The sequence below is a fragment of the Polaromonas sp. P1_E11 genome (genome assembly GCF_056405995.1).
On sequence record NZ_JBFUBA010000007.1, the window covers coordinates 209,393 to 228,817 of the forward strand.

At 63.6% G+C, this 19,425-nt stretch carries 20 protein-coding genes; 8 read left to right on the forward strand and 12 right to left on the reverse strand.

Annotation, left to right across the window (positions count from 1 at the left end; translation table 11 throughout):
* Nucleotides 1–4: 4 nt before the first annotated feature.
* Nucleotides 5–2,026 (reverse strand): acetoacetate--CoA ligase, encoded by a 2,022-nt coding sequence (locus AC1D11_RS20655; RefSeq protein ID WP_477646981.1) that lies wholly within the window; start codon nt 2,024–2,026, stop codon nt 5–7.
* 151 nt (nt 2,027–2,177) lie between these two features.
* Here AC1D11_RS20655 and AC1D11_RS20660 point away from each other — a divergent pair, with 151 nt between their 5' ends.
* The 5 genes from AC1D11_RS20660 to AC1D11_RS20680 all read left to right on the forward strand — a co-directional run bounded on the left by AC1D11_RS20660 (nt 2,178) and on the right by AC1D11_RS20680 (nt 6,318).
* Nucleotides 2,178–2,621: a ribonuclease HI family protein gene (locus AC1D11_RS20660; RefSeq protein ID WP_477646982.1), complete on the forward strand. Its 444-nt coding sequence runs from the start codon at nt 2,178–2,180 to the stop codon at nt 2,619–2,621.
* Between the two features lie 123 nt (nt 2,622–2,744).
* Nucleotides 2,745–3,137, forward strand: coding sequence for a RidA family protein (locus AC1D11_RS20665; protein ID WP_477646983.1), 393 nt, complete (start codon nt 2,745–2,747; stop codon nt 3,135–3,137).
* 75 nt (nt 3,138–3,212) lie between these two features.
* Nucleotides 3,213–3,833 (forward strand): TetR/AcrR family transcriptional regulator, encoded by a 621-nt coding sequence (locus AC1D11_RS20670; protein ID WP_477646984.1) that lies wholly within the window; start codon nt 3,213–3,215, stop codon nt 3,831–3,833.
* 226 nt (nt 3,834–4,059) lie between these two features.
* Nucleotides 4,060–4,944 carry an alpha/beta hydrolase gene (locus AC1D11_RS20675; protein ID WP_477646985.1) on the forward strand — a complete coding sequence of 295 codons (885 nt, stop codon included), beginning with the start codon at nt 4,060–4,062 and terminating at the stop codon, nt 4,942–4,944.
* 87 nt (nt 4,945–5,031) lie between these two features.
* Nucleotides 5,032–6,318: a solute carrier family 23 protein gene (locus tag AC1D11_RS20680; RefSeq protein WP_477646986.1), complete on the forward strand. Its 1,287-nt coding sequence runs from the start codon at nt 5,032–5,034 to the stop codon at nt 6,316–6,318.
* Between the two features lie 151 nt (nt 6,319–6,469).
* Here AC1D11_RS20680 and AC1D11_RS20685 read toward each other — a convergent pair whose 3' ends face one another.
* From AC1D11_RS20685 to AC1D11_RS20695, 3 genes are all read right to left on the reverse strand, one after another.
* Entirely contained in the window at nt 6,470–7,621 is a 1,152-nt protein-coding gene (locus AC1D11_RS20685; RefSeq protein WP_477646987.1) for an ABC transporter substrate-binding protein, read from the reverse strand.
* A gap of 236 nt (nt 7,622–7,857) precedes the next feature.
* Nucleotides 7,858–8,202, reverse strand: a complete 345-nt coding sequence (locus tag AC1D11_RS20690; protein WP_477646988.1) for a hypothetical protein — start codon at nt 8,200–8,202, stop codon at nt 7,858–7,860.
* A 193-nt stretch (nt 8,203–8,395) separates the two neighbouring features.
* Nucleotides 8,396–9,718: an AsmA family protein gene (locus tag AC1D11_RS20695; protein ID WP_477646989.1), complete on the reverse strand. Its 1,323-nt coding sequence runs from the start codon at nt 9,716–9,718 to the stop codon at nt 8,396–8,398.
* A gap of 186 nt (nt 9,719–9,904) precedes the next feature.
* Here AC1D11_RS20695 and AC1D11_RS20700 point away from each other — a divergent pair, with 186 nt between their 5' ends.
* On the forward strand, nt 9,905–10,330 hold the full coding sequence (locus AC1D11_RS20700) for a hotdog fold thioesterase (RefSeq protein WP_477646990.1): 426 nt from the start codon (nt 9,905–9,907) through the stop codon (nt 10,328–10,330).
* A 97-nt stretch (nt 10,331–10,427) separates the two neighbouring features.
* Here AC1D11_RS20700 and AC1D11_RS20705 read toward each other — a convergent pair whose 3' ends face one another.
* Nucleotides 10,428–10,997, reverse strand: a complete 570-nt coding sequence (locus AC1D11_RS20705; protein ID WP_477646991.1) for a cob(I)yrinic acid a,c-diamide adenosyltransferase — start codon at nt 10,995–10,997, stop codon at nt 10,428–10,430.
* Nucleotides 10,998–11,176: 179 nt separating this feature from the next.
* Here AC1D11_RS20705 and AC1D11_RS20710 point away from each other — a divergent pair, with 179 nt between their 5' ends.
* Both AC1D11_RS20710 and AC1D11_RS20715 read left to right on the forward strand, forming a co-directional pair.
* Nucleotides 11,177–11,563, forward strand: coding sequence for an EF-hand domain-containing protein (locus AC1D11_RS20710; protein ID WP_477646992.1), 387 nt, complete (start codon nt 11,177–11,179; stop codon nt 11,561–11,563).
* Between the two features lie 144 nt (nt 11,564–11,707).
* Nucleotides 11,708–13,129: an FAD-binding oxidoreductase gene (locus tag AC1D11_RS20715; protein WP_477646993.1), complete on the forward strand. Its 1,422-nt coding sequence runs from the start codon at nt 11,708–11,710 to the stop codon at nt 13,127–13,129.
* A 347-nt stretch (nt 13,130–13,476) separates the two neighbouring features.
* Here AC1D11_RS20715 and AC1D11_RS20720 read toward each other — a convergent pair whose 3' ends face one another.
* From AC1D11_RS20720 to AC1D11_RS20750, 7 genes are all read right to left on the reverse strand, one after another.
* Entirely contained in the window at nt 13,477–13,989 is a 513-nt protein-coding gene (locus AC1D11_RS20720) for a hypothetical protein (protein ID WP_477646994.1), read from the reverse strand.
* A gap of 66 nt (nt 13,990–14,055) precedes the next feature.
* Complete coding sequence (locus tag AC1D11_RS20725; protein ID WP_477646995.1) at nt 14,056–14,757, reverse strand: hypothetical protein; 702 nt, start codon at nt 14,755–14,757, stop codon at nt 14,056–14,058.
* 161 nt (nt 14,758–14,918) lie between these two features.
* Nucleotides 14,919–15,857 (reverse strand): ParB/RepB/Spo0J family partition protein, encoded by a 939-nt coding sequence (locus AC1D11_RS20730; RefSeq protein ID WP_477646996.1) that lies wholly within the window; start codon nt 15,855–15,857, stop codon nt 14,919–14,921.
* Nucleotides 15,858–15,881: 24 nt separating this feature from the next.
* The gene (locus AC1D11_RS20735) at nt 15,882–17,195 is read right to left on the reverse strand and encodes a serine hydrolase domain-containing protein (RefSeq protein WP_477646997.1); all 1,314 of its coding nucleotides are present in this window, start codon (nt 17,193–17,195) and stop codon (nt 15,882–15,884) included.
* A complete protein-coding gene (locus AC1D11_RS20740; RefSeq protein ID WP_477646998.1) occupies nt 17,192–17,776 on the reverse strand; it encodes an RBBP9/YdeN family alpha/beta hydrolase in 585 nt (194 codons plus the stop codon). Before AC1D11_RS20740 ends, AC1D11_RS20735 begins: the two co-directional genes overlap by 4 nt.
* A 98-nt stretch (nt 17,777–17,874) precedes the next feature.
* Nucleotides 17,875–18,645 carry a ParA family protein gene (locus AC1D11_RS20745; RefSeq protein ID WP_477646999.1) on the reverse strand — a complete coding sequence of 257 codons (771 nt, stop codon included), beginning with the start codon at nt 18,643–18,645 and terminating at the stop codon, nt 17,875–17,877.
* 27 nt (nt 18,646–18,672) lie between these two features.
* Nucleotides 18,673–19,299, reverse strand: coding sequence for a LysE family transporter (locus AC1D11_RS20750; RefSeq protein WP_477647000.1), 627 nt, complete (start codon nt 19,297–19,299; stop codon nt 18,673–18,675).
* Nucleotides 19,300–19,425: the final 126 nt, after the last annotated feature.

Here is a 19,425-nt window from a genome sequence, read left to right on the forward strand (position 1 = left end):
GGGCTTAATCCCGCAGACCTGCAGCACGCTGACGCGCGAAGTCCACGTACCAGTCCAGGCAACCGGGGTTGGTCATCGCGTCGCGATTCAGCACCTTCTCGAGTGGCTGGCCCAATAGCAGCTTCTTGATCGGCAGTTCCTGCTTCTTGCCCGAGAGCGTGCGCGGAATTTCCGGCACGGCGAAGATGTCGTTAGGCACAAAGCGCGGCGACAGCGCGGTCTTGACGGCCTGGTTGAGTTTGGCTTTCATCGCCTCGTCCAATGCATGGCCGGGCCGTAGCACGACAAAGAGCGGCATATAACTTTCACGCCCAAGGTATTCGAGGTCGACCACCATGGAGTCCAGCACTTCGGGCAGTGCCTCAATCGCACTGTAGAGCTCGCTGGTGCCCATGCGCAGGCCGTGGCGGTTGATGGTGGCGTCGCTGCGGCCATAAATGATGCAGCTGCCCGAGGACGTAACCTTGAGCCAGTCGCCGTGCCGCCAGACGCCGGGGTAGGTGTCGAAGTAGCTCGCGAGGTAGCGTTGGTTGCTCTTGTCGCCAACGAAGTAAAGCGGCATGGACGGCAGCGGCTGCGTGCAGACCAGTTCACCGACTTCATCGACGACGGACTCGCCCTTGTCGTTCCAGGCTTCGACGGCGCAACCGAGGATGCGGCATTGCATTTCGCCGGGAACCACGGGCAGTTCGCGGTTGCCGCCGATAAACGCACCGGCGAAATCAGTCCCGCCGGAAATATTGCACCACCAGATATTTGGTATTCCGATCTTTTCGAATTGCGCCGTTCCCCATCGCTGCGTGTCTTCACTAAGCGGTGACCCGGTCGTGCCCAGCGTGCGCAGCCGGCTCAGGTCTCCGCACTGCGCGAGGTCAATGCCCGCCTTCATGCAGTTGGCAAAGAAGGCCGCACCGGCACCGAAGAAGGTAGCGCGCGTGTTGGCGACAAAGCGCCACAGTGCGGTCCAGTCGGGCTTGTCCTTGTTCGTGCCCGCCGGGTTGCCGTCGTAGATGCAACAGGTCGTGCCGTTAAGCAGGCTGGCGGCCTGCACGTTCCACATGATCCAGCCGGTGGAGCTGTACCAGTGAAAGCGTTCCGGATTGGCCGGGTCGGCACAACTGGGTGCCAGGTCGTTGTGCAGGCGCAGCAACGCCAGCCCCACCAAGGCCACGCCACCATGGCCGTGGACGATGGGTTTGGGCAGTCCGGTGGTGCCGCTGGAATAGACGATCCACAGTGGATGGTCAAACGGCAGCCAGAGTGGCTCGAAGGCCGCTGTTTGACCATCATTTCGGGCTGTAGCGCTTTGCAGACGTGCGCAACCAGCTATCAAATCAATAGCATTTGAATTGCCTGGCAGCACCTCGTGAAGGATCACGTGTGTGACGCTGGGCAGCGCGGCGACCAGCTCCGCCACCACGCTGCGGCGGTCGATGTCCTTTCCGCCATAGTGCACGCCGTTGCAGGCGATCAACACCTTGGGCTCGATCTGGCGAAAACGGTCCAGCACAGCGGGTGTGCCCATGTCGGGCGCGCACACGCTCCACACGGCGCCTATGCTGACCGTCGCGAGGAAGGCGACCATGGTCTCGGGCGTGTTGGGCAGGTAGGCGGCCACGCGGTCGCCGGGCCGTACGCCCTGCGCCTTCAGGTGCAGGGCCAGCGACGCCGACTGCCGGCGCATCTCGACCCAGCCCAGTTCGCGCGCTGCTTCGCCGTTCGCCAGGCTGGCTTCACCGTGGCTGACGATGGCAGGCACGCCCGCCGCGTCGGCCGCGGCAGTGTGGCGGAACACTTGCTGCGCGTAGTTGCCCTGCGCACCGGGAAACCACTCGGCTCCCGGCATGCTGCGCCGGCCCAGCACGGCCGTGTGCGCAGTGGGCGACTGCAGTTCGAAGTAGTCCCAGATGCTTTGCCAGAAGGCTTCGAGATCGGTGACCGACCAGCGCCACAGCGCGTCATAGTTGTCGAATGACAGGCCGCGCGTAGCCTGCAGCCAGTTTTGGTACTTGCGTATCTGGAACATGGACGCAACCATAAACCAGGACCGGCGAATGCGCCCGGGTGGTATCCCCGAAGTGGTGTTACCGCCATGACTTATATTGAGCGACTCCGCCTGACCAGGCCGTCCCCCACGGGCCGCCTGTGCCGCGCATCTGCCCGCCTGAAAGTATTCATTGAACAGCGAGCCCTGGGTCATCTACTGCGACGGCAGCGCCGTGCCAAACCCAGGCCGCATGGGCCTGGGCGCTGTCGTCACCGGGCCAGACGGCAGCCGGCATCCGCTGTCCATCGCTGCGGAAGGCCGAGGCTGCAACAACGAAGCGGAATTGCGTGCGCTGATGTCGGCCATGCAGTACGCCAGACAGCAAGGTGCCACGGCGCTGCTGGTTCACTGCGACAACAGCGTGGTGGTGGAGCAGCTGGCGGGTACCGCCGCCGAGCCCTTCCTGCGCCTGGCTCCGCTGTTCGAAGAGGTGCGCGCCCTGCTACGCTCCTTCGCGTCCGTGCGACTGGTCTGGATACCGCGCCATCGCAACCGCGAGGCCGACGCCCTGGCTAGGGCGGCTGTGGGGCTGATGCCCAAGAACCCCACTCCAACAGGCAAACGCCGGCGCTAGCGGTTTAAGGTGTTCGCGCCTTGTGGCGCCGGCGCGTGAATGCTTCGTTCTGATGCGAAGCAATGCAATGCCGTTGCGGGTTACAACGATGGAAGCACCGCATACCCTGTCAGGAACACCACTATGGCCAAAGAGATTGTTCGCGTCGAGCCCCTTTCCACCTGGCTGGAGCGATGGAAGGCGCCCACCTCGGTTGTCACGCGCCATGGCGGCACGGTCTATGTGGCCGGCTTGCCGCCGTTCGACCCCGACACGGGTGAAGTCATCCACGCATCCATCGAACGCCAGACCGAGCTGGTACTGGAGCAGATGAAGCTCTGCCTGGAGACAGCGGGTTCGTCGCTGGACCAGGTGCTGAAGTGCAACATCTATTGCACATCGGTCGAGAAATTCGCGGCTGTCAACGCTATTTATGCGCGTTACTTTCCCAAGGACCCACCGGCCCGGATTTTCATCTGCGTGCCGGCATGGCCAGGGCACTTTGACATTGAGATGGATTGCATCGCCACCAGCTAGCCTGCGCGGAAGGCCTGAAAACCGTGACGCGATGAGGGTATTGCCCTTTCGCACAATCGTGCTAATATTTGCCGCATGGACGCCAAAACCCAGAAAAGCGAAATGACCCGCGCCGCCATCATCGGCGCAGGCATTGACCTGGCTGCAGCGGAAGGTCTGGAAGCCATCACCTTGCAGGCTGTGGCCGACCGCATCGGTATTTCCAAGAGCGGCGTGTTTTCACGCATCGGTTCACGCGAAGCTTTGCAGAAAGCCGTGATTGAAGAGTTCGGCCGGCGCTTTATTACTGATGTGTTTGTGCCCGCCATGCAGCAGCCCAAGGGTTTGCCGCGGCTGGAGACGATGGTGCAGCGCTGGATTGTTCGCACGCGCGATGTCGAGGCCAAGTCGGGCTGTATTTACACTGCGGGCGCCTTTGAGTTGGACGACCGCGAAGGCGAATTGCGCGACCTGCTGCTCGGCGAGGTCACCCGCTGGCGCGCCTCGTTGCGGCGCACCGTGCTGCAGGCCATGGAGGCCGGTCAACTGAAGACCGACACTGATGCGGAGCAGCTGGTCATGGAAATCAGCAGCATTGCCATGGGGATGTTTCACGACGCCCGTTTTCTACGCGATGCACGCGCGGCTGAGCGGGCCCGGGCAGCCTGGGAGCGCCTGATCAAGACCTACCAGACCGAGGCAGTCACCAAAAAATAAGAGACAAACTGGGCGAAAGGGCAGCCATGCCATTTTCGATGTGTTGGCAAGTTTTAATTTCGCACGACCGTGCGGAGAAATGAGGAAATCATGTTGATTCTGATCCTTGGTTTAGGCGTATTTCTTGGCGTTCGCGCCGTGAAGGCGGTCCTGGCTTCGCTGCGCAGTTTGCCGCGCAGCAACGAAGACTGGATCTGGTACTGACATTCACTGGGAGGACCACACCATGACACGCACATCGCTCCAGGCCACCGCAGCCTTTTACAACGCCAGCCCCCTGACGCGCATTTTCCGCTGGGGGCTGGGCGCTTCACAGCAGCTCTGGCCGGCCCTCGCCGTGCGGGCGGCTTACCGCCTGTTCGGCACACCGCTGCCGCCCAAGTGGGTGAGCCGCCGCAGAAAGTGGAGCCCCGACTGGCACATTGAGCAATGGCCTTTTGAAGACGCCAGCGTGACGATGTACAGCCGCCCCGTCGCGCCTGCCGGCCCGGTGGTGCTGCTGGTGCACGGCTGGGGCGGACACGCCGGCCAGATGCTGGCGCTGGCGGAGGTCTTGAGTACGCAAGGCTTGCGGCCGGTCATCATTGAGATGCCGGCGCATGGCCGCAGCAGCGGCTCAGTCACCAACCTGCCGCAGTTCGCGCGCGTGCTCGAGTACGTGACTGCACGGCTGCAGCAGCAGGGACATACGCTGCGCGCGGTGGTGGCGCATTCGCTGTCGGCGAACGCCGGCGCTTATGCCGCCAGCCGCGGACTGGCGGCTGGCCGGCTGGTGCTGCTGGCGCCGCCTGCCTCGCCACTCGAATACACGCGGCTGTTCGCCCACGTATTCGGCCTGCGCGAATCCACGCGCGCGGCCATGCAGCGGCGCATCGAGGCACGCGAAGGCATCCTGATGCCGCAGTTCGAACCGGCGATGGTCGGGCCGCGCATCAGCTTGCCTACGCTGGTGGTGCATGACCGGCAGGACAGCATCAACCGCTTCGCCGACGGCGTGGCCTACAGCGAGGCGATTGCCGGCGCGCGCCTGGTGGCCACCGAAGGCCTGGGCCACCGCAAAATCCTCAAGGACGATGAAGTGCTGCGCCAGGTTGCTGCCTTCCTGGCCTGAGAACCTGTTGACCCCTGCATAGCACCGCCCTTGTGCGGCGCGCACATTCCCCCTAGCATTGCCTCACTTTTATAAAGAGGAGACATGATGGGAATGCTGGACTGGACAGAAAAAAGCAGCGCGGTATTGCAGCAGGGCGGCGTCATCGGGCCCGACGAGCGCCTGCCGTGGCCACAGACTGCGGTGATGGGCGTGCAACACGTGATCGCGATGTTCGGCGCTACGGTGCTCGCACCCATCCTGATGGGGTTTGACCCCAACATCGCCATCCTGATGAGCGGCATCGGCACGCTGATCTTCTTCGTCATCACCGGCGGCAAGGTGCCCAGCTACCTGGGTTCGAGTTTTGCCTTCATCGGTGTGGTGATTGCCGCCACGGCGTACGCCGGCAAGGGGCCGAACGCCAACCTGGGCGTGGCGCTGGGCGGCATCATCGCCTGCGGCGTGCTCTACACGCTGATCGGCGTCATCGTGCAAGCGGTGGGCACCGGGTGGATAGAACGGTTCATGCCGCCCGTGGTCACCGGCGCCGTGGTGGCGGTGATCGGCCTGAACCTGGCCAGCATTCCCATCAAGAACATGGCGGCCGGCAACTTCGATTCGTGGATGCAGGTGGTGACGTTTGTGAGCGTCGCCCTGGTGGCCGTGATGACGCGCGGCATGGTGCAGCGGCTGCTGATCCTGGTCGGCCTGATCGTGGCGAGCGTGATTTATGCGGTGCTGACCAACGGCCTGGGCCTTGGCAAGCCGATGGACCTGTCGGGCATTGCGAATGCCGCCTGGGTCGGCCTGCCGGGCTTCACGGCGCCGGTGTTCAGCGCCAATGCCATGCTGCTGATTGCGCCCGTCGCCATCATCCTGGTGGCGGAAAACCTCGGCCACATCAAGGCGGTGACGGCCATGACCGGCAAAAACCTCGATGTCTACATGGGCCGCGCCTTCATCGGCGATGGCGTGGCGACCATTGTCTCGGGCAGCGCGGGCGGCACCGGCGTGACGACTTACGCCGAGAACATCGGCGTGATGGCGGCGACCAAGATCTATTCCACCGCCGTCTTCGTGTTGGCGGCGCTGATCGCCGTGGTACTGGGCTTCAGCCCCAAGTTCGGCGCGCTGATCCAGGCGATTCCGCTGCCGGTGATGGGCGGTGTGAGCATCGTGGTATTCGGCCTCATTGCGGTGGCCGGCGCCAAGATCTGGGTGGACAACAAGGTGGACTTTTCAGACAACCGCAATTTGATTGTTGCCGCCATCACGCTGGTGCTCGGCACCGGTGACTTCACGCTGAAGTTCGGCCAGTTCGCGCTGGGTGGCATCGGCACCGCGACCTTCGGTGCGATCCTGCTGTACGCCTTGCTGAGCCGCAAACCCTGATCAACGAATTGCTATCTATTTGATAGCGGCTTGCGCACGCTCTGATTGGGCTTCAGCTTCTTTTTAATGCCAAAAGCCCCGGTTGACCCAACAACCGGGGCTTTTTTCTGGCTGCCGGCAACAGGCGCTGCCAGCCAGGATCAATGGCCCATCAGCCCAGGAAACGTCCACCTGCGCCGAGCACGCCAAGTTCGACAAATTTCGAACCCGCGAATGGCGGCGCGGCGTAGTCGACACTGAACCCGCCGAGGTCGAACTTCTGCAGGCCGGCCAGTGCGGTGCGCAGCTTGGCGCGCGTCACATCGCGGCCGGCGCGCTCCAGGCCCTCGGCCATCACGTGCGTGTTGATATAGCTCTCCAGGCTGCCGAGCGAGAACTCCTGCTGGCCGATGGCGCGCATGGCGGCCTGGTAGTCACGCACCACCTGCAGCTTGGCGCGATACGGATCAGGGAACACCATGGTCAGCGCCAGGCCGGAACCGGCCGCGCCCAGGGCCTTGATGCCGTCGCCCGACAACGTAACGCTCAGGCCCGCGACGGGCAGCATCGGTGACGCTTTTTTCAGTGCGGCAATCAGGCCGACGGAAGCCGAGCCGGCGGTACCGAGCAGCACGGCACCGGGTTTGCCCGCGACGACCTGGCCGACGACGTCGTTGAGGTTCTTGCCGTCGACCGCCAGTGCCGCCTGCGCCGCAGCCTTTGCGCCCTGCGCCAGCAGCGCACGGTTGACGTCGGCCAGCACTTCCTTGCCGTAGTCGTTGTCCAGGTAGACCACGGCCAGGTCCTTGATGCCCATGCTCACGATCCGCTGCACCAGGCGCTGGGTTTCGTCGGTGAAGCTGGCGCGCACATGGAACACGTTGCGCATGCCGGGCTTGCGCAGCGAGGACGCGCCTGAGCGCGGCCCGACGTAAGGCAGGTTGGACTCTTCGATCACCGGCACGATGGCGGCGTTGTTGGGCGTTCCGACGCAGGACATCAGCGCAAAAATACTGCCGTCACCGATCATCTTCCTGACGTTGTCGGCGCTGCGCTGCGGCACATAGGCATCGTCCAGCATCTGGAACTGCAGCACGCGGCCGTTCACGCCGCCCTTGGCGTTGATCTGGCCCATGGCTGCGTCCACGCCCAGCTTGAGCTCGGCGCCAACACTGGCCAGCGGACCGCTGGTCGCGCCCGTGCTGCCGATGGTGATGGCCTTGGCCGTCAGGCCTTCCTGGGCGTAGGCGTTGCGGATGAAAGCGGGGGCAGCAGCAAGGGCAGCCATTTGAGGGGCAAACGAAAGGAAGCGGCGGCGAAGCATCGCAAATCTCCAAAAGGTGGGGTAGCCGTGAAGGCCAAAAGACAAGGCCGAGTGACCTTGCAGGGTAAAAACCGCCTGGCAATCGGCGCACAGCAGCGCGCCAACGGCAAAGCAAATCATTTAAGGTTAAATGATTCTAGGGGTAAACCCTTACCAATTGATGACAGAACGCAGGCAGCTGTGAAATGGCCGGGGCATGGCCCGGCTTATCGCCGGCTAAGCCGGTTTAGCCGGGGTTACTTGGCCTGGGGTTGGCCGGTAGCCTTGGCAAGGGCTGCCTTGGTTCTGGCGAGTTCGCGTTCCAGGTCGGCACGCTCGCCGATTTCCTGCTCCAGGGTTTCATTGACCTGCGCGAGGTCTTCAGCGGATTCCTGGATGCGGGTTTCGAGGGCGTCGGTTTTCTGCAGCGCCTGGGCTACTTCGCCGGCCTGCACGTGCGGCGGGAGTTCCTGTTTGAGCACCGTGTTGATCACCAGCAGCTCGGCAGCTGATTGCTCCACCGTGTCTTTCACGGCTTCGTTCTGCCCGAGCGCGCGTTCGAGCGGAGTGGATGCAGGAGCGGCAGATGGCTGCTGGGACATGTCGGTGGGCCTTGGTCGATGGGAAGCAGGATTGCTGCCGCAAGAGGCCTCATGCCAAAGCGAAGGCTTGCAAACGGCGAACAGGACGCGCCGACGATTTTACGCGCTTGTGGCGTGCCAGGGTCTGTAAAGACAGTGCCCCACGCCGGGATATCCGCCGCGGCGGCTCCGCGCGTTCAGCGTGTTCACATGTTCAGCGCGTTTGAGGAGGCTGGGCCGGTTTGGCCGCACGGCGCGGGCCGGAGGCAGGTGCAGAAGGTGCCGGCGTTTCAGGCCCCGGGCTGAAGATCTTGCCCAAGGTGGCGCCAATCCGGGCCCCTATGGCCGTGCCAATGCCCGGCAACACGGCGGTGCCCACCACCGCGCCCGCGATGGCGCCACCCGATACGGAAAATTTGACGTCGTCAAGCGGGCCGCTGACTTTCAGCGGGACGCCCACGATGCCGTCCACCAGGTCCACGGCAAACTCGCCCGCAATCTGCCGGTTGGCGATTTTGGCGTCGCCCGAAGCGGTGAGCGCACCGGAGCTGGCCTTCACACCGGTGTAGGTCACTACCATGCCTTCGGGCGTGTTCTGCGTGTCGAGCTGGCCCGTGATGGTGTCCAGCGGCGTCTGGCCGGCGTGTTCCTTGCCGGCCGTGCGCACGGCCTTTTCCAGGTCAAACCGCAGCAGCGTGGACTTGCCCACGGTAAATGGCGTCCTGGTGTGCAACGATTGCGCCAGTTCGGCCACCGTGTCGCCGTTGGCCGAGAGCGTGGTTTCGCCGGAGGCCCGGCCTGCGACGATAGAGCGGCGGTTAAAGGCAGCCAATGCACGTTCAACCTCGATCTCTCGAGGCTGCAGGGTGCCTTCCAGGTGCATGCGGCCGTTGGCGCGAAATTCGAGCCGGACTTCTCCGTCCGCCGTGCCGCCGCCCACGCGTATGCGTGTCTCCCAGCGGTCCTCCTGGCCCTGGCGTGCCAGGCTCAGCTGGGTGGTGGGCTCGACATTGGGACGCCTCAGCACGGCCTTGCGCGGACGCCAGCCGGGGTCGAAATCCACCTCGCCGTCATACACCACAGAGATGCCGCGGCGCGAGATCCAGGTCACGTCGTGAAACACAAAGCGCGCCAGCGGCAGTTCATCGCCGGCCATCTCGTCTTTTTTTTCACGCTGTTTCCCCAGCCCGCGCAACGACAACTGAGGCACCACAGCACCCTCCAGATCGGCGCGGTCAATTTTCACGCGGCGTTGCCACAGGGCGAAGAGGTCCGGATAGACGGTGAGTTTTTTAATCAGGATCGGCTGGGGCTGTTCCGTACTGGCCTCTTCAACCACCACCGCCGGCGAAGGCAGCAAACGCCAGTGCAATGCACCGACACGGACCTTGACGCCCAATTGCGCCTCCAGCTCGGTGGCGGCACGCTGCGCGAGGTCCTCGTCGCTCGGCAACAGCCGGAGCGCGGCAAACCACAGCAAGCCGAGGGCCAGTGCGACACCCAACAACCCTGCCAGCCATTTGTGCGAACGTGTCATCGGCCCAAGGGAGCCGGGCAGCCCCGGTTCCGGCAATCCAGCCTCAGGTAGTCCGATTGGTCCGAGTCCGTGTGTCTCATATGGTCAGCTTAAGCCCCGCCAGCGCTGCAACCTACGCGACAAGGCCCCCAAGCGCTGTAGGCCGCAACCTTATAGTGAGGGGGTACCAGCCTTGGGAGAACCTTCATGCGCATCTGGAAACAGCCCATCTCCGTCGAACTGCTCACGCACCACAACGCCGACAGTGCGGTCACCCATCTGGGCATCGAATTCCTGGAGGTGGGTGACGACTTCATCCGCGCCCGCGTGCCGGTGGACCGCCGCACGGTGCAACCTTATGGCTTGCTGCATGGCGGCGTATCGGTGGTGCTGGCGGAGACCCTGGGCTCGTGCGGCGCGGCCTTTGCGGCACCCGAAGGGTACCGCGCCGTCGGCCTGGACATCAATGCCAACCACCTCAAGGGCGTCACCAGCGGCTGGGTCACCGGCACCACGCGGCCCGTGCACATAGGACGCAGCACGCAGGTGTGGCAGATCGAGCTCACCAATGACGCAGGCGAGCTGACCTGTGTCTCGCGCATCACGATGGCGATGCTGCGGCCGCGGCAATAGCCAATGGCCGTTGAGGGCCGCGCTCAACACCCGGGTTGCGAATAGCAACCATGTCTGCGCGCCCGCTATTGCGAGAACATTGCGCAGGCCGCCGCTGTTATTTCGTGCTGGCGGCTTGCGCCATGCGCTCACTCTTCCAATACACGTCGTCACCGCCGTCCATGCGGTTGAGCACACGCGACAACACAAACAGCAAATCACTGAGCCGATTGAGGTACTGGCGCGGTGATTCCTTGAGAGGCTCAGCCGCACCCAGCGCAACCACCGCGCGTTCGGCGCGGCGCGCCACAGTGCGGCACACATGCGCGAGCGACGCAGCGCGAGAGCCCGCCGGCAAAATGAATTCCGCCAGGCGCGGCAGCTTCGCATTGTGCTCGGCCAGCGCTTCATCGAGCAGCGCAACGGCTTCGGGCTTGAGCAGTTCAAAGCCTGGAATGGAGAGTTCGCCGCCCAGGTTGAAAAGCTGGTGCTGCACCTCCACCAGCAGGTCGCGCACGCCCGGCGGCAGCTCTTCGCACAACAACACGCCAATGTGCGAGTTCAATTCATCGACATCGCCCATGGCATGCACGCGCAGGCTGTCCTTGGATACACGCGTGTTGTCGCCAAGGCCTGTGGTGCCGTTGTCGCCGGTGCGCGTTGCGATCTGTGAAAGTCTGTTGGCCATGGTGTGAAGGCGCAATGAAGCGCGGTGAAAGTGCATGAAGCCCCAAGCGTTACGCCGGGCAAGAAAATGTGTCGTCGTACGCCATCATGTGAGTGAGGAAACACCCTGCAAAACTACTGGCCGCAACGGGCAGGCTGGGTTGCAATAGCTGCTTGTCCACTCTTTGAAAGACTCTTCGCATGACCATGCACACGACAGCAACACAGCATTCAAAACATTCTATTCCCGGCTTCGAGTTGCGCAGCGTGCTTTTGGTGGCGGCACTGGCTATGGGCGCTGCCGGCGCCGTGCGGGCCCAAAACGCTCCTCCCTCACCTGCAAGCCCCACCAGCCCGCCTTCCCAGATGGCGCCTTCCGGTACGCCGGGCGCCGTACCGCAAAACCGCACCACCAGCAAGGACGTCGAGGCGGCCTTCGGCCGTGCGGATACCAACAAGGACGGCAAGCTTGATCGCCAGGAAGCCGAGCACCTGCCGGCCGTGGCACAGCGGTTCGAGCAGATCGATACCAACCACGACACCTTTATCTCGCTGGCCGAGCTCACCAGGGCGGCCACCGGCTCCTGACAGTCCCTGATGGCCCCTTGAGGGGGCGGCCTGCTTTGTCTCCCCCGCTTCATGCGGGCGCTCCAGCGGTCATGGCTGGGCCTCCGGCCTCGTTGGCGCAAACGGCGCGTACGTCGTAAACTGTGCCACCGACCCGGAGACACCATGAACGCCCCCCTGCCAACGCACCTGCTTCCCGAGATTTGCCAGCGCGAAACCCCTGCCGCGCTGATCGACGCGCTGAAAGCCCGCTTTGCCGAACGCTGCTCCACCGCCCTGGTAGTGCGCGAGCAGCATGGCCGCGACGAGTCCTCGTTTGCCGCACCACCGCCTTCGGCTGTGGTGTTTGCCGAAAGCACGCAGGATGTGGCAGATGCGGTGAAGCTGGCCGCCCAGCACAACGTGCCGGTGATCCCCTTTGGTGTGGGCACTTCGCTGGAAGGCCACCTGCTGGCCGTTCAGGGTGGTATCAGCATCGACGTGAGCCGCATGAACAAGGTGCTGTCCATCAATGCCGAAGACCTCACAATCACGGTGCAACCAGGCGTGACACGCAAGCAACTCAATGAAGAGGTCAAAAGCACCGGCCTCTTCTTCCCCATCGACCCGGGCGCCGATGCGACCCTGGGCGGCATGAGCGCCACGCGCGCCAGCGGCACGAATGCGGTGCGCTATGGCACCATGCGCGAGAACGTGCTGGCGCTGGAAGTCGTCACCGCAGATGGCAGCGTCATCCGCACCGGCACACGCGCCAAGAAATCATCGGCGGGCTACGACCTCACGCGGCTGATGGTGGGCAGCGAAGGCACACTGGGCGTGATCACCGAAGTCACCGTCAGGCTGTACCCGCTGCCTGAAGCCATCTCCGCCGCGGTGTGCTCCTTCCCGAGCATCGAGGCTGCCGTACGCACCACCATCGAGATCATCCAGTTGGGTGTTCCGATTGCGCGCGTGGAGCTGATCGACCACAACACGGTACGCATGGTCAATGCGCACTCCAGGCTCACGCTGCGCGAAGAGCCCATGCTGCTGATGGAGTTTCACGGCTCACCTGCCAGTGTGAAAGAGCAGGCCGAACTCGTGCAGGAACTCGCCAGCGGCCACGGCGGCAACGCGTTTGAGTGGGCCAGCACACCGGAAGAGCGCACCCGCCTCTGGACCGCCCGCCACAACGCCTACTTCGCGGCCATCCAGTCGCGTCCGGGCTGCCGCGCAATTTCCACCGACACCTGCGTGCCGATTTCGCGCCTGGCCGACTGCCTGCTGGAGTCGGTAGCTGAAGTCGACGCCAGCGGCATTCCTTATTTCCTCGTCGGCCATGTCGGCGACGGCAATTTCCACTTCGGCTACCTGATCGACCCGACGATCCCGAAAGAGCGCGAAGTGGCCGAAGCGCTGAACCACAAGCTGGTCACCCGCGCGCTCGCGCTTGAAGGCACCTGCACCGGCGAACATGGCGTGGGCCTGCACAAAATGGACTTTCTGGTAACCGAAGCCGGTGACGGGGCGGTCGACATGATGCGCACCATCAAGCGCGCGCTCGACCCGAAGAACATCATGAACCCGGGCAAGATTTTCTCGCTGTGAAGCGAGCTCTACTGCGCGTATGCAGTGCGATCTATAACCACCCCCGCCCGGGCTCACTTCGTGTAGCCCGTTCCCCCCTCGAGGGGGCGGCGCCTGCGGCCCGGCAAAGCCGGACCCTCGGCCCCCACTGGTGAATACCCCCACTGAATACGCCCTGAATCTTCGAGCCAGCATGAGCCGCGGAACCGGCTTTGCCGGGCCGCAGGCACCGTCCCCTGCAAGGGGAAAAGGGCTACACGCAGTGAGCCCGATAGGGGTGTGTCAGTTTCGGCTTTGCCGGGCCGGAGGGCGGGCGGCCCCCTCGGGGGGCGGCGACCCACACGCAGTGGGGGAGCGTGGGGGCTCAATTACTTCTGGATATCACTCATCTTGCAGCCCTTGGCGAGGAACATGCCGGTGAGATGTTCCTTGCGGCCCTGCGCCTGCTGACTCTGCAGGGCAATGGCCTGTTGCTGCGCGGTTGCGGCCTGCTGCTGGGCGACGCCGTTATTGGCGGCCTGTTGGGCCGTATTGCCTGCCAGCTGCTGCACGATGCCGCCAAACATGCCGCCCAGACCGCCGCCGAATCCGCCAAAGCTGCCGGCGTTTTGCGCCGCCGCATTGGCCGCTGCGGTGGCCAGCGCAGTTTGCACCACCGCTCCGGCAACCTGACTACCTGCATCTGCGGGGGCCGCAGTGGCCGGTGCCGCAGTGTACTGGGCGGCGCGCGTGACCACGCTGTCCATCTGTCCGATCTCGCCATAGATCTGCTGGCACGTGAGGTCGTTGTCCGTCATCTTTACGCGCTCGATGGTTTGCGCAGATGCGGCGGCAGCCACCAGGGAAAGCGCCAGCGCGGCGGCAAGGGAGTGTTGTTTCATGACCGGTCCTGCAATGGGTAAGGTTGATGGAGGTTGGGGAAAAACGCGGGTAAAAAGATCTCGGGGCTACTTCTGCATTTCCGAGAGCTTGCAGCCTCTGGACAGGAACAAACCAGTCAAGTGGTCCTTGCGCGCCCTGGCCTGGGCCCCCAGACCAGCACCAGCCGCCTGAACTGGCGCCGGTATGTTGGCGGGTGCGGCAACTGCGGCGCCGGTGCGCGCCAGCAAGGAGCCCAACATCCCTGCGCCCACCGCACCGGCAATGCCGCTGGGCTGCGCGGGCGATGGCGCGGCGGAATTTCGCCCGTTTTGCTGGGCCGCCGCCATGTTGTTGGCGATTTGCTGCTGGTACTGGGCCGAAAGCCCTTGCTGCGTGGCCAGCGCGGCGGTCGGCGCATGCATTTGCGCCAGCGTGAGCGCGCCACCGGGCATGACGGCAGCGGGCGCGGCAGTGGCAACGGGTGCTGCGCTGACACCCGGCAGGCCCGGGCCCGCCAGGGCCATGGTGGTGTCCATCTGCTGCGCCTCGGCGTACATCTGCTGGCAGCTGAGGTCGTTGTCCGTGAGCTTGACGCGCTCAATGGTTTGTTGTGCCTTTGCGGCCTGAGGCATCAAGGCCATCACCGTAGCAAGGGTGGCGCAGGCGCCAAGGCCGGCAAACCCTTCTCGCCAGCCCGGCTTGATCCAGTCTGTTGCGATGGGGATGGCAGTGACGCCGGCCCCGGCAAGGTGAGCGCTGCGGAAAGAACGATTCGCCAGGTAATTCATACGCAAACACACAAATAATTACATGTAGTAACAATAAGCATGTAGGCGCCAGCCGTCACCCGCTTTCTGGAGAAAGCCGTGTAAGAGTCATAAAAGTCGTGAATTAGTTCACATTTTTACTTTCACCACCCGATTCATCCGCGAAAAATAATCCAAACAGGCTATTTATTGCCGCGCAAGCGCTCGATCAATCCGTTGAGTTCGTCCATCGAAGCGAACTGGATGGCCACCTCGCCCATGTCTTCGCGACGGCCGTTGCGCTTGACCTGTTTTTTAACGCGCACTTCCACATTGGCCATCAGCAGGTCGGCGAGTTCTTCTTCCACACGGCGTGTATCGCGGGACTTTTCCTTGGTGGCTTTTTGCGGCTTTAGCGAAAACTCGGCGCTGAGTTTTTTGACCAGGCTTTCAGCCTCGCGCACCGACATTTTTTTGGCCGAGATCTGGTTGGCCGCGGTGATCTGCGCGGCACGGTCCAGGCCAAGCAAGGCACGCGCGTGGCCCATGTCCAGGTCGCCCGCCATCAGCATCGTTTGCACCGGATCGGCCAGGTTCAAAAGGCGCAACAGGTTGGACGCAGCGCTGCGCGAGCGGCCGACGGCCTGCGCGGCCAGCTCATGCGTGAGGCCGAATTCCTTGACCAGGCGCTGCAGGCCGTGGGCTTCTTCGAGCGGGTTCAAGTCTTCGCGCTGGATGTTTTCGATCAGCGACATCGCGGCGGCCGACTCGTCGGGCACGTCGCGCACCAGCACCGGCACCTCGTCCAGCCCGGCCAGCCTGGCCGCGCGGAAACGCCGCTCGCCGGCGATGATTTCGTACTTGCCGTCGTTGGCGCCGCTGGTCAGCCGGCGGACCAGGATGGGCTGCATGATGCCCTGCACCTTGATGGACTCGGCCAGCTCATAGAGCGCGCCTTCGTCCATGCGGGTGCGCGGCTGGTACTGGCCGGCGACCATGTCACTGAGGCGCAGCGAGGCCGGCAAGCCGGGGCTGTTGGCCGTGCTGCTGGCGTTCTCCGCGTCCGTCGCGCTTTCGCTGACCTTGGGGCCGAGCAGTGCTTCGAGCCCGCGGCCGAGGCCTTTTGGTTTTTTGGTGACCATGGGTTTTATCTTTCTTTCAATTCGTCATTGCGAGCCGGGCGTGAGGTCCCCGCCCAGAGATTGCAGCACGCCGCGCCAGAGGGCGTCGCGCTCTTCATAAGGTTGTGCATCCTGTTTGCCGCTGGCCTGTTCCCACACCGAGGTGAGCACCATCACGATGCCGGTGGACGGCTGCACATACACCGTCTGGCCGTGGATGCCCTGCATGGCAAAAGTGCGTGCCCGCAGCGGCATGAGCCAGAACTGGTAGCCATAACCAAAGTAAGGCGTGGCCTTGCGCGGCTTGAACGCGGGCGGCTGGCGCGCTGGATCCGTGGCGTCCAGCAGGTAGTCCAGCGGCAAGACCTGCGATGCGCCGGGCTTGCCGGTGGCCTTGTCGATGGCACGGCCGTCATTGGCCAGCAACTGGCCCAGCCGCGCCCAATCGCGCAGGGTGGCGTTGAAGGCGCCGTAGGATTGCTCCTGCCCGTCGGCGGAGATGCGCCAGAAGCCATCATGTTCGGCACCCATGGGCTTCCACAGCCACTCGGTGGTGAGCTCGGACATGTTCTTGCCGGTGGCGGCCACCACCACGCGGCCCAACACGTCGGTCTCGGAGCCGGCATAAACGAATTTTTCACCGGCTGGCGAATGCCGGTCAGTGATGGACTTCAGCACATCCAGCGGCATGCCTGCGCCCGGCGCGCCGGCGGCGGCGCGCGACAGGCGGGCGATGTCGTCCTTGCCGTCATAGCGTTCGGTAAACGTCAAGCCCGAACTCATGCGCAACAACTGGCGGAGCGTGGTGGCGCCGTAAGGGGTGCCGGCAAGCGCTTTGACGTACTTGTCGGCAGGGTCGTCGAGCGAAGCGATCAGCCCCAGCGAGAGCGCCTTGCCGACCAGCAGCGAGGTCACGCTCTTGGCCATGGAGAAGGACAAAAAGCGCGCGTCGTCCTTGCGGCCGTAGCGGTAGTGCTCGGCGATGATCTCGCCGTTTTTCAGGATCAGCAGGCCGGTGGCGCGCTGGCGGTCCAGGTAGTCGGCCAGCGTGTAGCCCAGGTTCTTGTAGCGGTAGGCGACGGCCGCCGGGTTCGCCGCGTGCGGCAAGGGGCTGGCTTCGGCGGGGCGCGCGACCACGCGGACCCGCACACCGGGCACCTTGTCCATGGCCGACCAGGAGCCGACGCGATAAGGATTGCCGTACCAGGTGCTGGCGTTGCCCAGCGGGTAGGCCTGCGCCTTGCCGAGCAGCTCTTCATCGGGCTCGGCATACAGAGAGGCACTCGCCCCCGTCGCCAGCACTATCAGGGCGAGTTGCAGGTAGCGCGCGCGCGCGCATTGGTAAAAAAATGAGGTCATGGGCCAGGGGTGATGCCGGGTGAAGGTTCAATGGCCGGTGAGGTCAGGTCCTTGAGCTGCAGCAGCCGCAGGTACGCATCGGGCCAGCCACCCAGGCCGCTCTCGGCATTCAGGTGCCCGCAGGGTCCGGCGTCCACAAAGGCAGAGCCCCACGCGGCCGCGAATCGCCGCGCCCGCTGGATCGCGCAGAAAGGATCGTCGCTGCTGGCAAACAGCGCGCTCTCAAACGGCAGTTTGTTCAGCGGCACCGGTGACCAGCTGGGCAGCATTTCGCGCACGTCCTCGCGGTCGGCGTCGGGCGGGGCCACCAGCAGCGCACCTTTGACTCGGTGAATGTTCCTGGAGTGGCTGGCCCAGGCCGCCACCAGCATGCAGCCCAGGCTGTGCGCCACCAGCACCGCAGGTTCGTCGCAGGACAGCAGCACCTCTTCCAGGCGCGCCGTCCAGTCGCCGCGCAGTGGGTGCATCCAGCTGTGCTGCTCCACGCGGGTGTAGCCGTCGGCCTCCTCCCACAGCGTTTGCCAATGGCCGGGGCCGCTGTTTTTCCAGCCGGGAAGAATGAGGACGTTGTCGGGTTTCATGAAAAGAACAATCGGATTGCTATGATTTTAATAGCTGCTTGCGCCCGTACTTATTGGGCTACAGGCATTTTTTGCTTATAAAACAGCACTTGCGCAGTTCACATCGCCTTGATGCGCCCCACCATTTCTTCGGCAAACGTGATGAAAGCCTGCGCGCCCCTGGAGGCCGGGTCAAACACCACGCCGGGCAGGCCATAGCTGGGCGCTTCGGCCAGGCGCACGTTGCGCGGGATCACGGTGTTGAACACCTTGTCGGCAAAGTGCTCCTTGAGCTGGTCGCTCACCTGCTGCTGCAGCGTGATGCGCGGGTCGAACATCACGCGCAAGAGGCCGATGATCTGCAGGTCTTTGTTGAGGTTGGCGTGCACCTGCTTGATGGTGTTGACCAGGTCGGTCAGGCCTTCGAGTGCGAAGTACTCGCACTGCATGGGCACGATCACGCCGTGCGCGCAGCACAGGCCGTTGAGCGTCAGCATGCTGAGCGACGGCGGGCAGTCGATCAGCACGAAGTCGTACTGGCTGTCGACCTCGGCCAGCGCCAGCTTGAGGCGCTTTTCGCGGCGTTCGACATCGACCAGCTCGACCTCTGCGCCGGCCAGTTCGCGATTCGCGCCCAGCACGTCGTAGCCGCACTTCTCGCTGTGCACGCGTGCCTCGGCCACCGAAGCCGATTCCAGCAGCACGTCGTACACCGTCATTTCCAGCTTGCGTTTGTCGACACCCGAACCCATGGTGGCATTGCCCTGCGGATCCAGGTCAATCATCAGCACACGCTGGCCGACTTTGGCCAGGCCCGCGGCCAGGTTCACCGTCGTTGTCGTCTTCCCTACCCCACCCTTTTGGTTGGCCACGCAGAATATTTTTGCCATCAGTTTCTTTTAGTTGTTGTGGGGAAGTTACTTGGAGACTGCCAGCTTCAAGCCGAAGCCGATCAGGAACACACCGGCCAGCTTGTTCAGGATTGAGGTGATTTTGGGGTTGGCACGTATACGTTCGGCCAGGTGATAAGTGATCATCACCGAGGTCAGGCCATACAGAAAAGTCAGTCCAGCAATCGTGGCCGCCATCACGGCAAAAGTCTTCAGCCCCTGGTGCAGGGCCGGGTCGACGAACAGCGGGAAAAAAGCCATATAGAACACGATGGCCTTGGGGTTCAGCAAGGTGATCATCATCGCCTGCTGAAAGTAGTGGCGCGGCTTGATATTGAGCAAGGGCGCGTCGCCGGGCTTGGCCATCAGCATCTTGATGCCCAGCCAGGCCAGGTAAATCGCACCCGCCCACTGGACGATATGAAAAGCCGTCGGGTAAGCCGCCATGATGGCCGACACACCGGCCACCGCAGCCCAGAGCAAAACCTGGTCGCCAGCGATCACGCCGAAAGTCGCACCCAGGCCGCCCGCGATACCGCCCTTGCTGGTCGAAGTGATCAGCGCCAGGTTGCCCGGGCCGGGAATCAGCAAAAACACAATGATGGCGACGACAAAAGCACCGTAGTCGGCGATGCCGACAAATGAGCCCAACATGGAGGTTCTCCAGAAAGTAGAGAGAAGTGAGGCTGTGAGTTTACGACAGGGGTGTGCCGCAGAAATGTCAAACCAGCCCGATCAGGGCTGATTCAGTGTCCGCAGAGGTTTCTTTTTGTGCCCGAA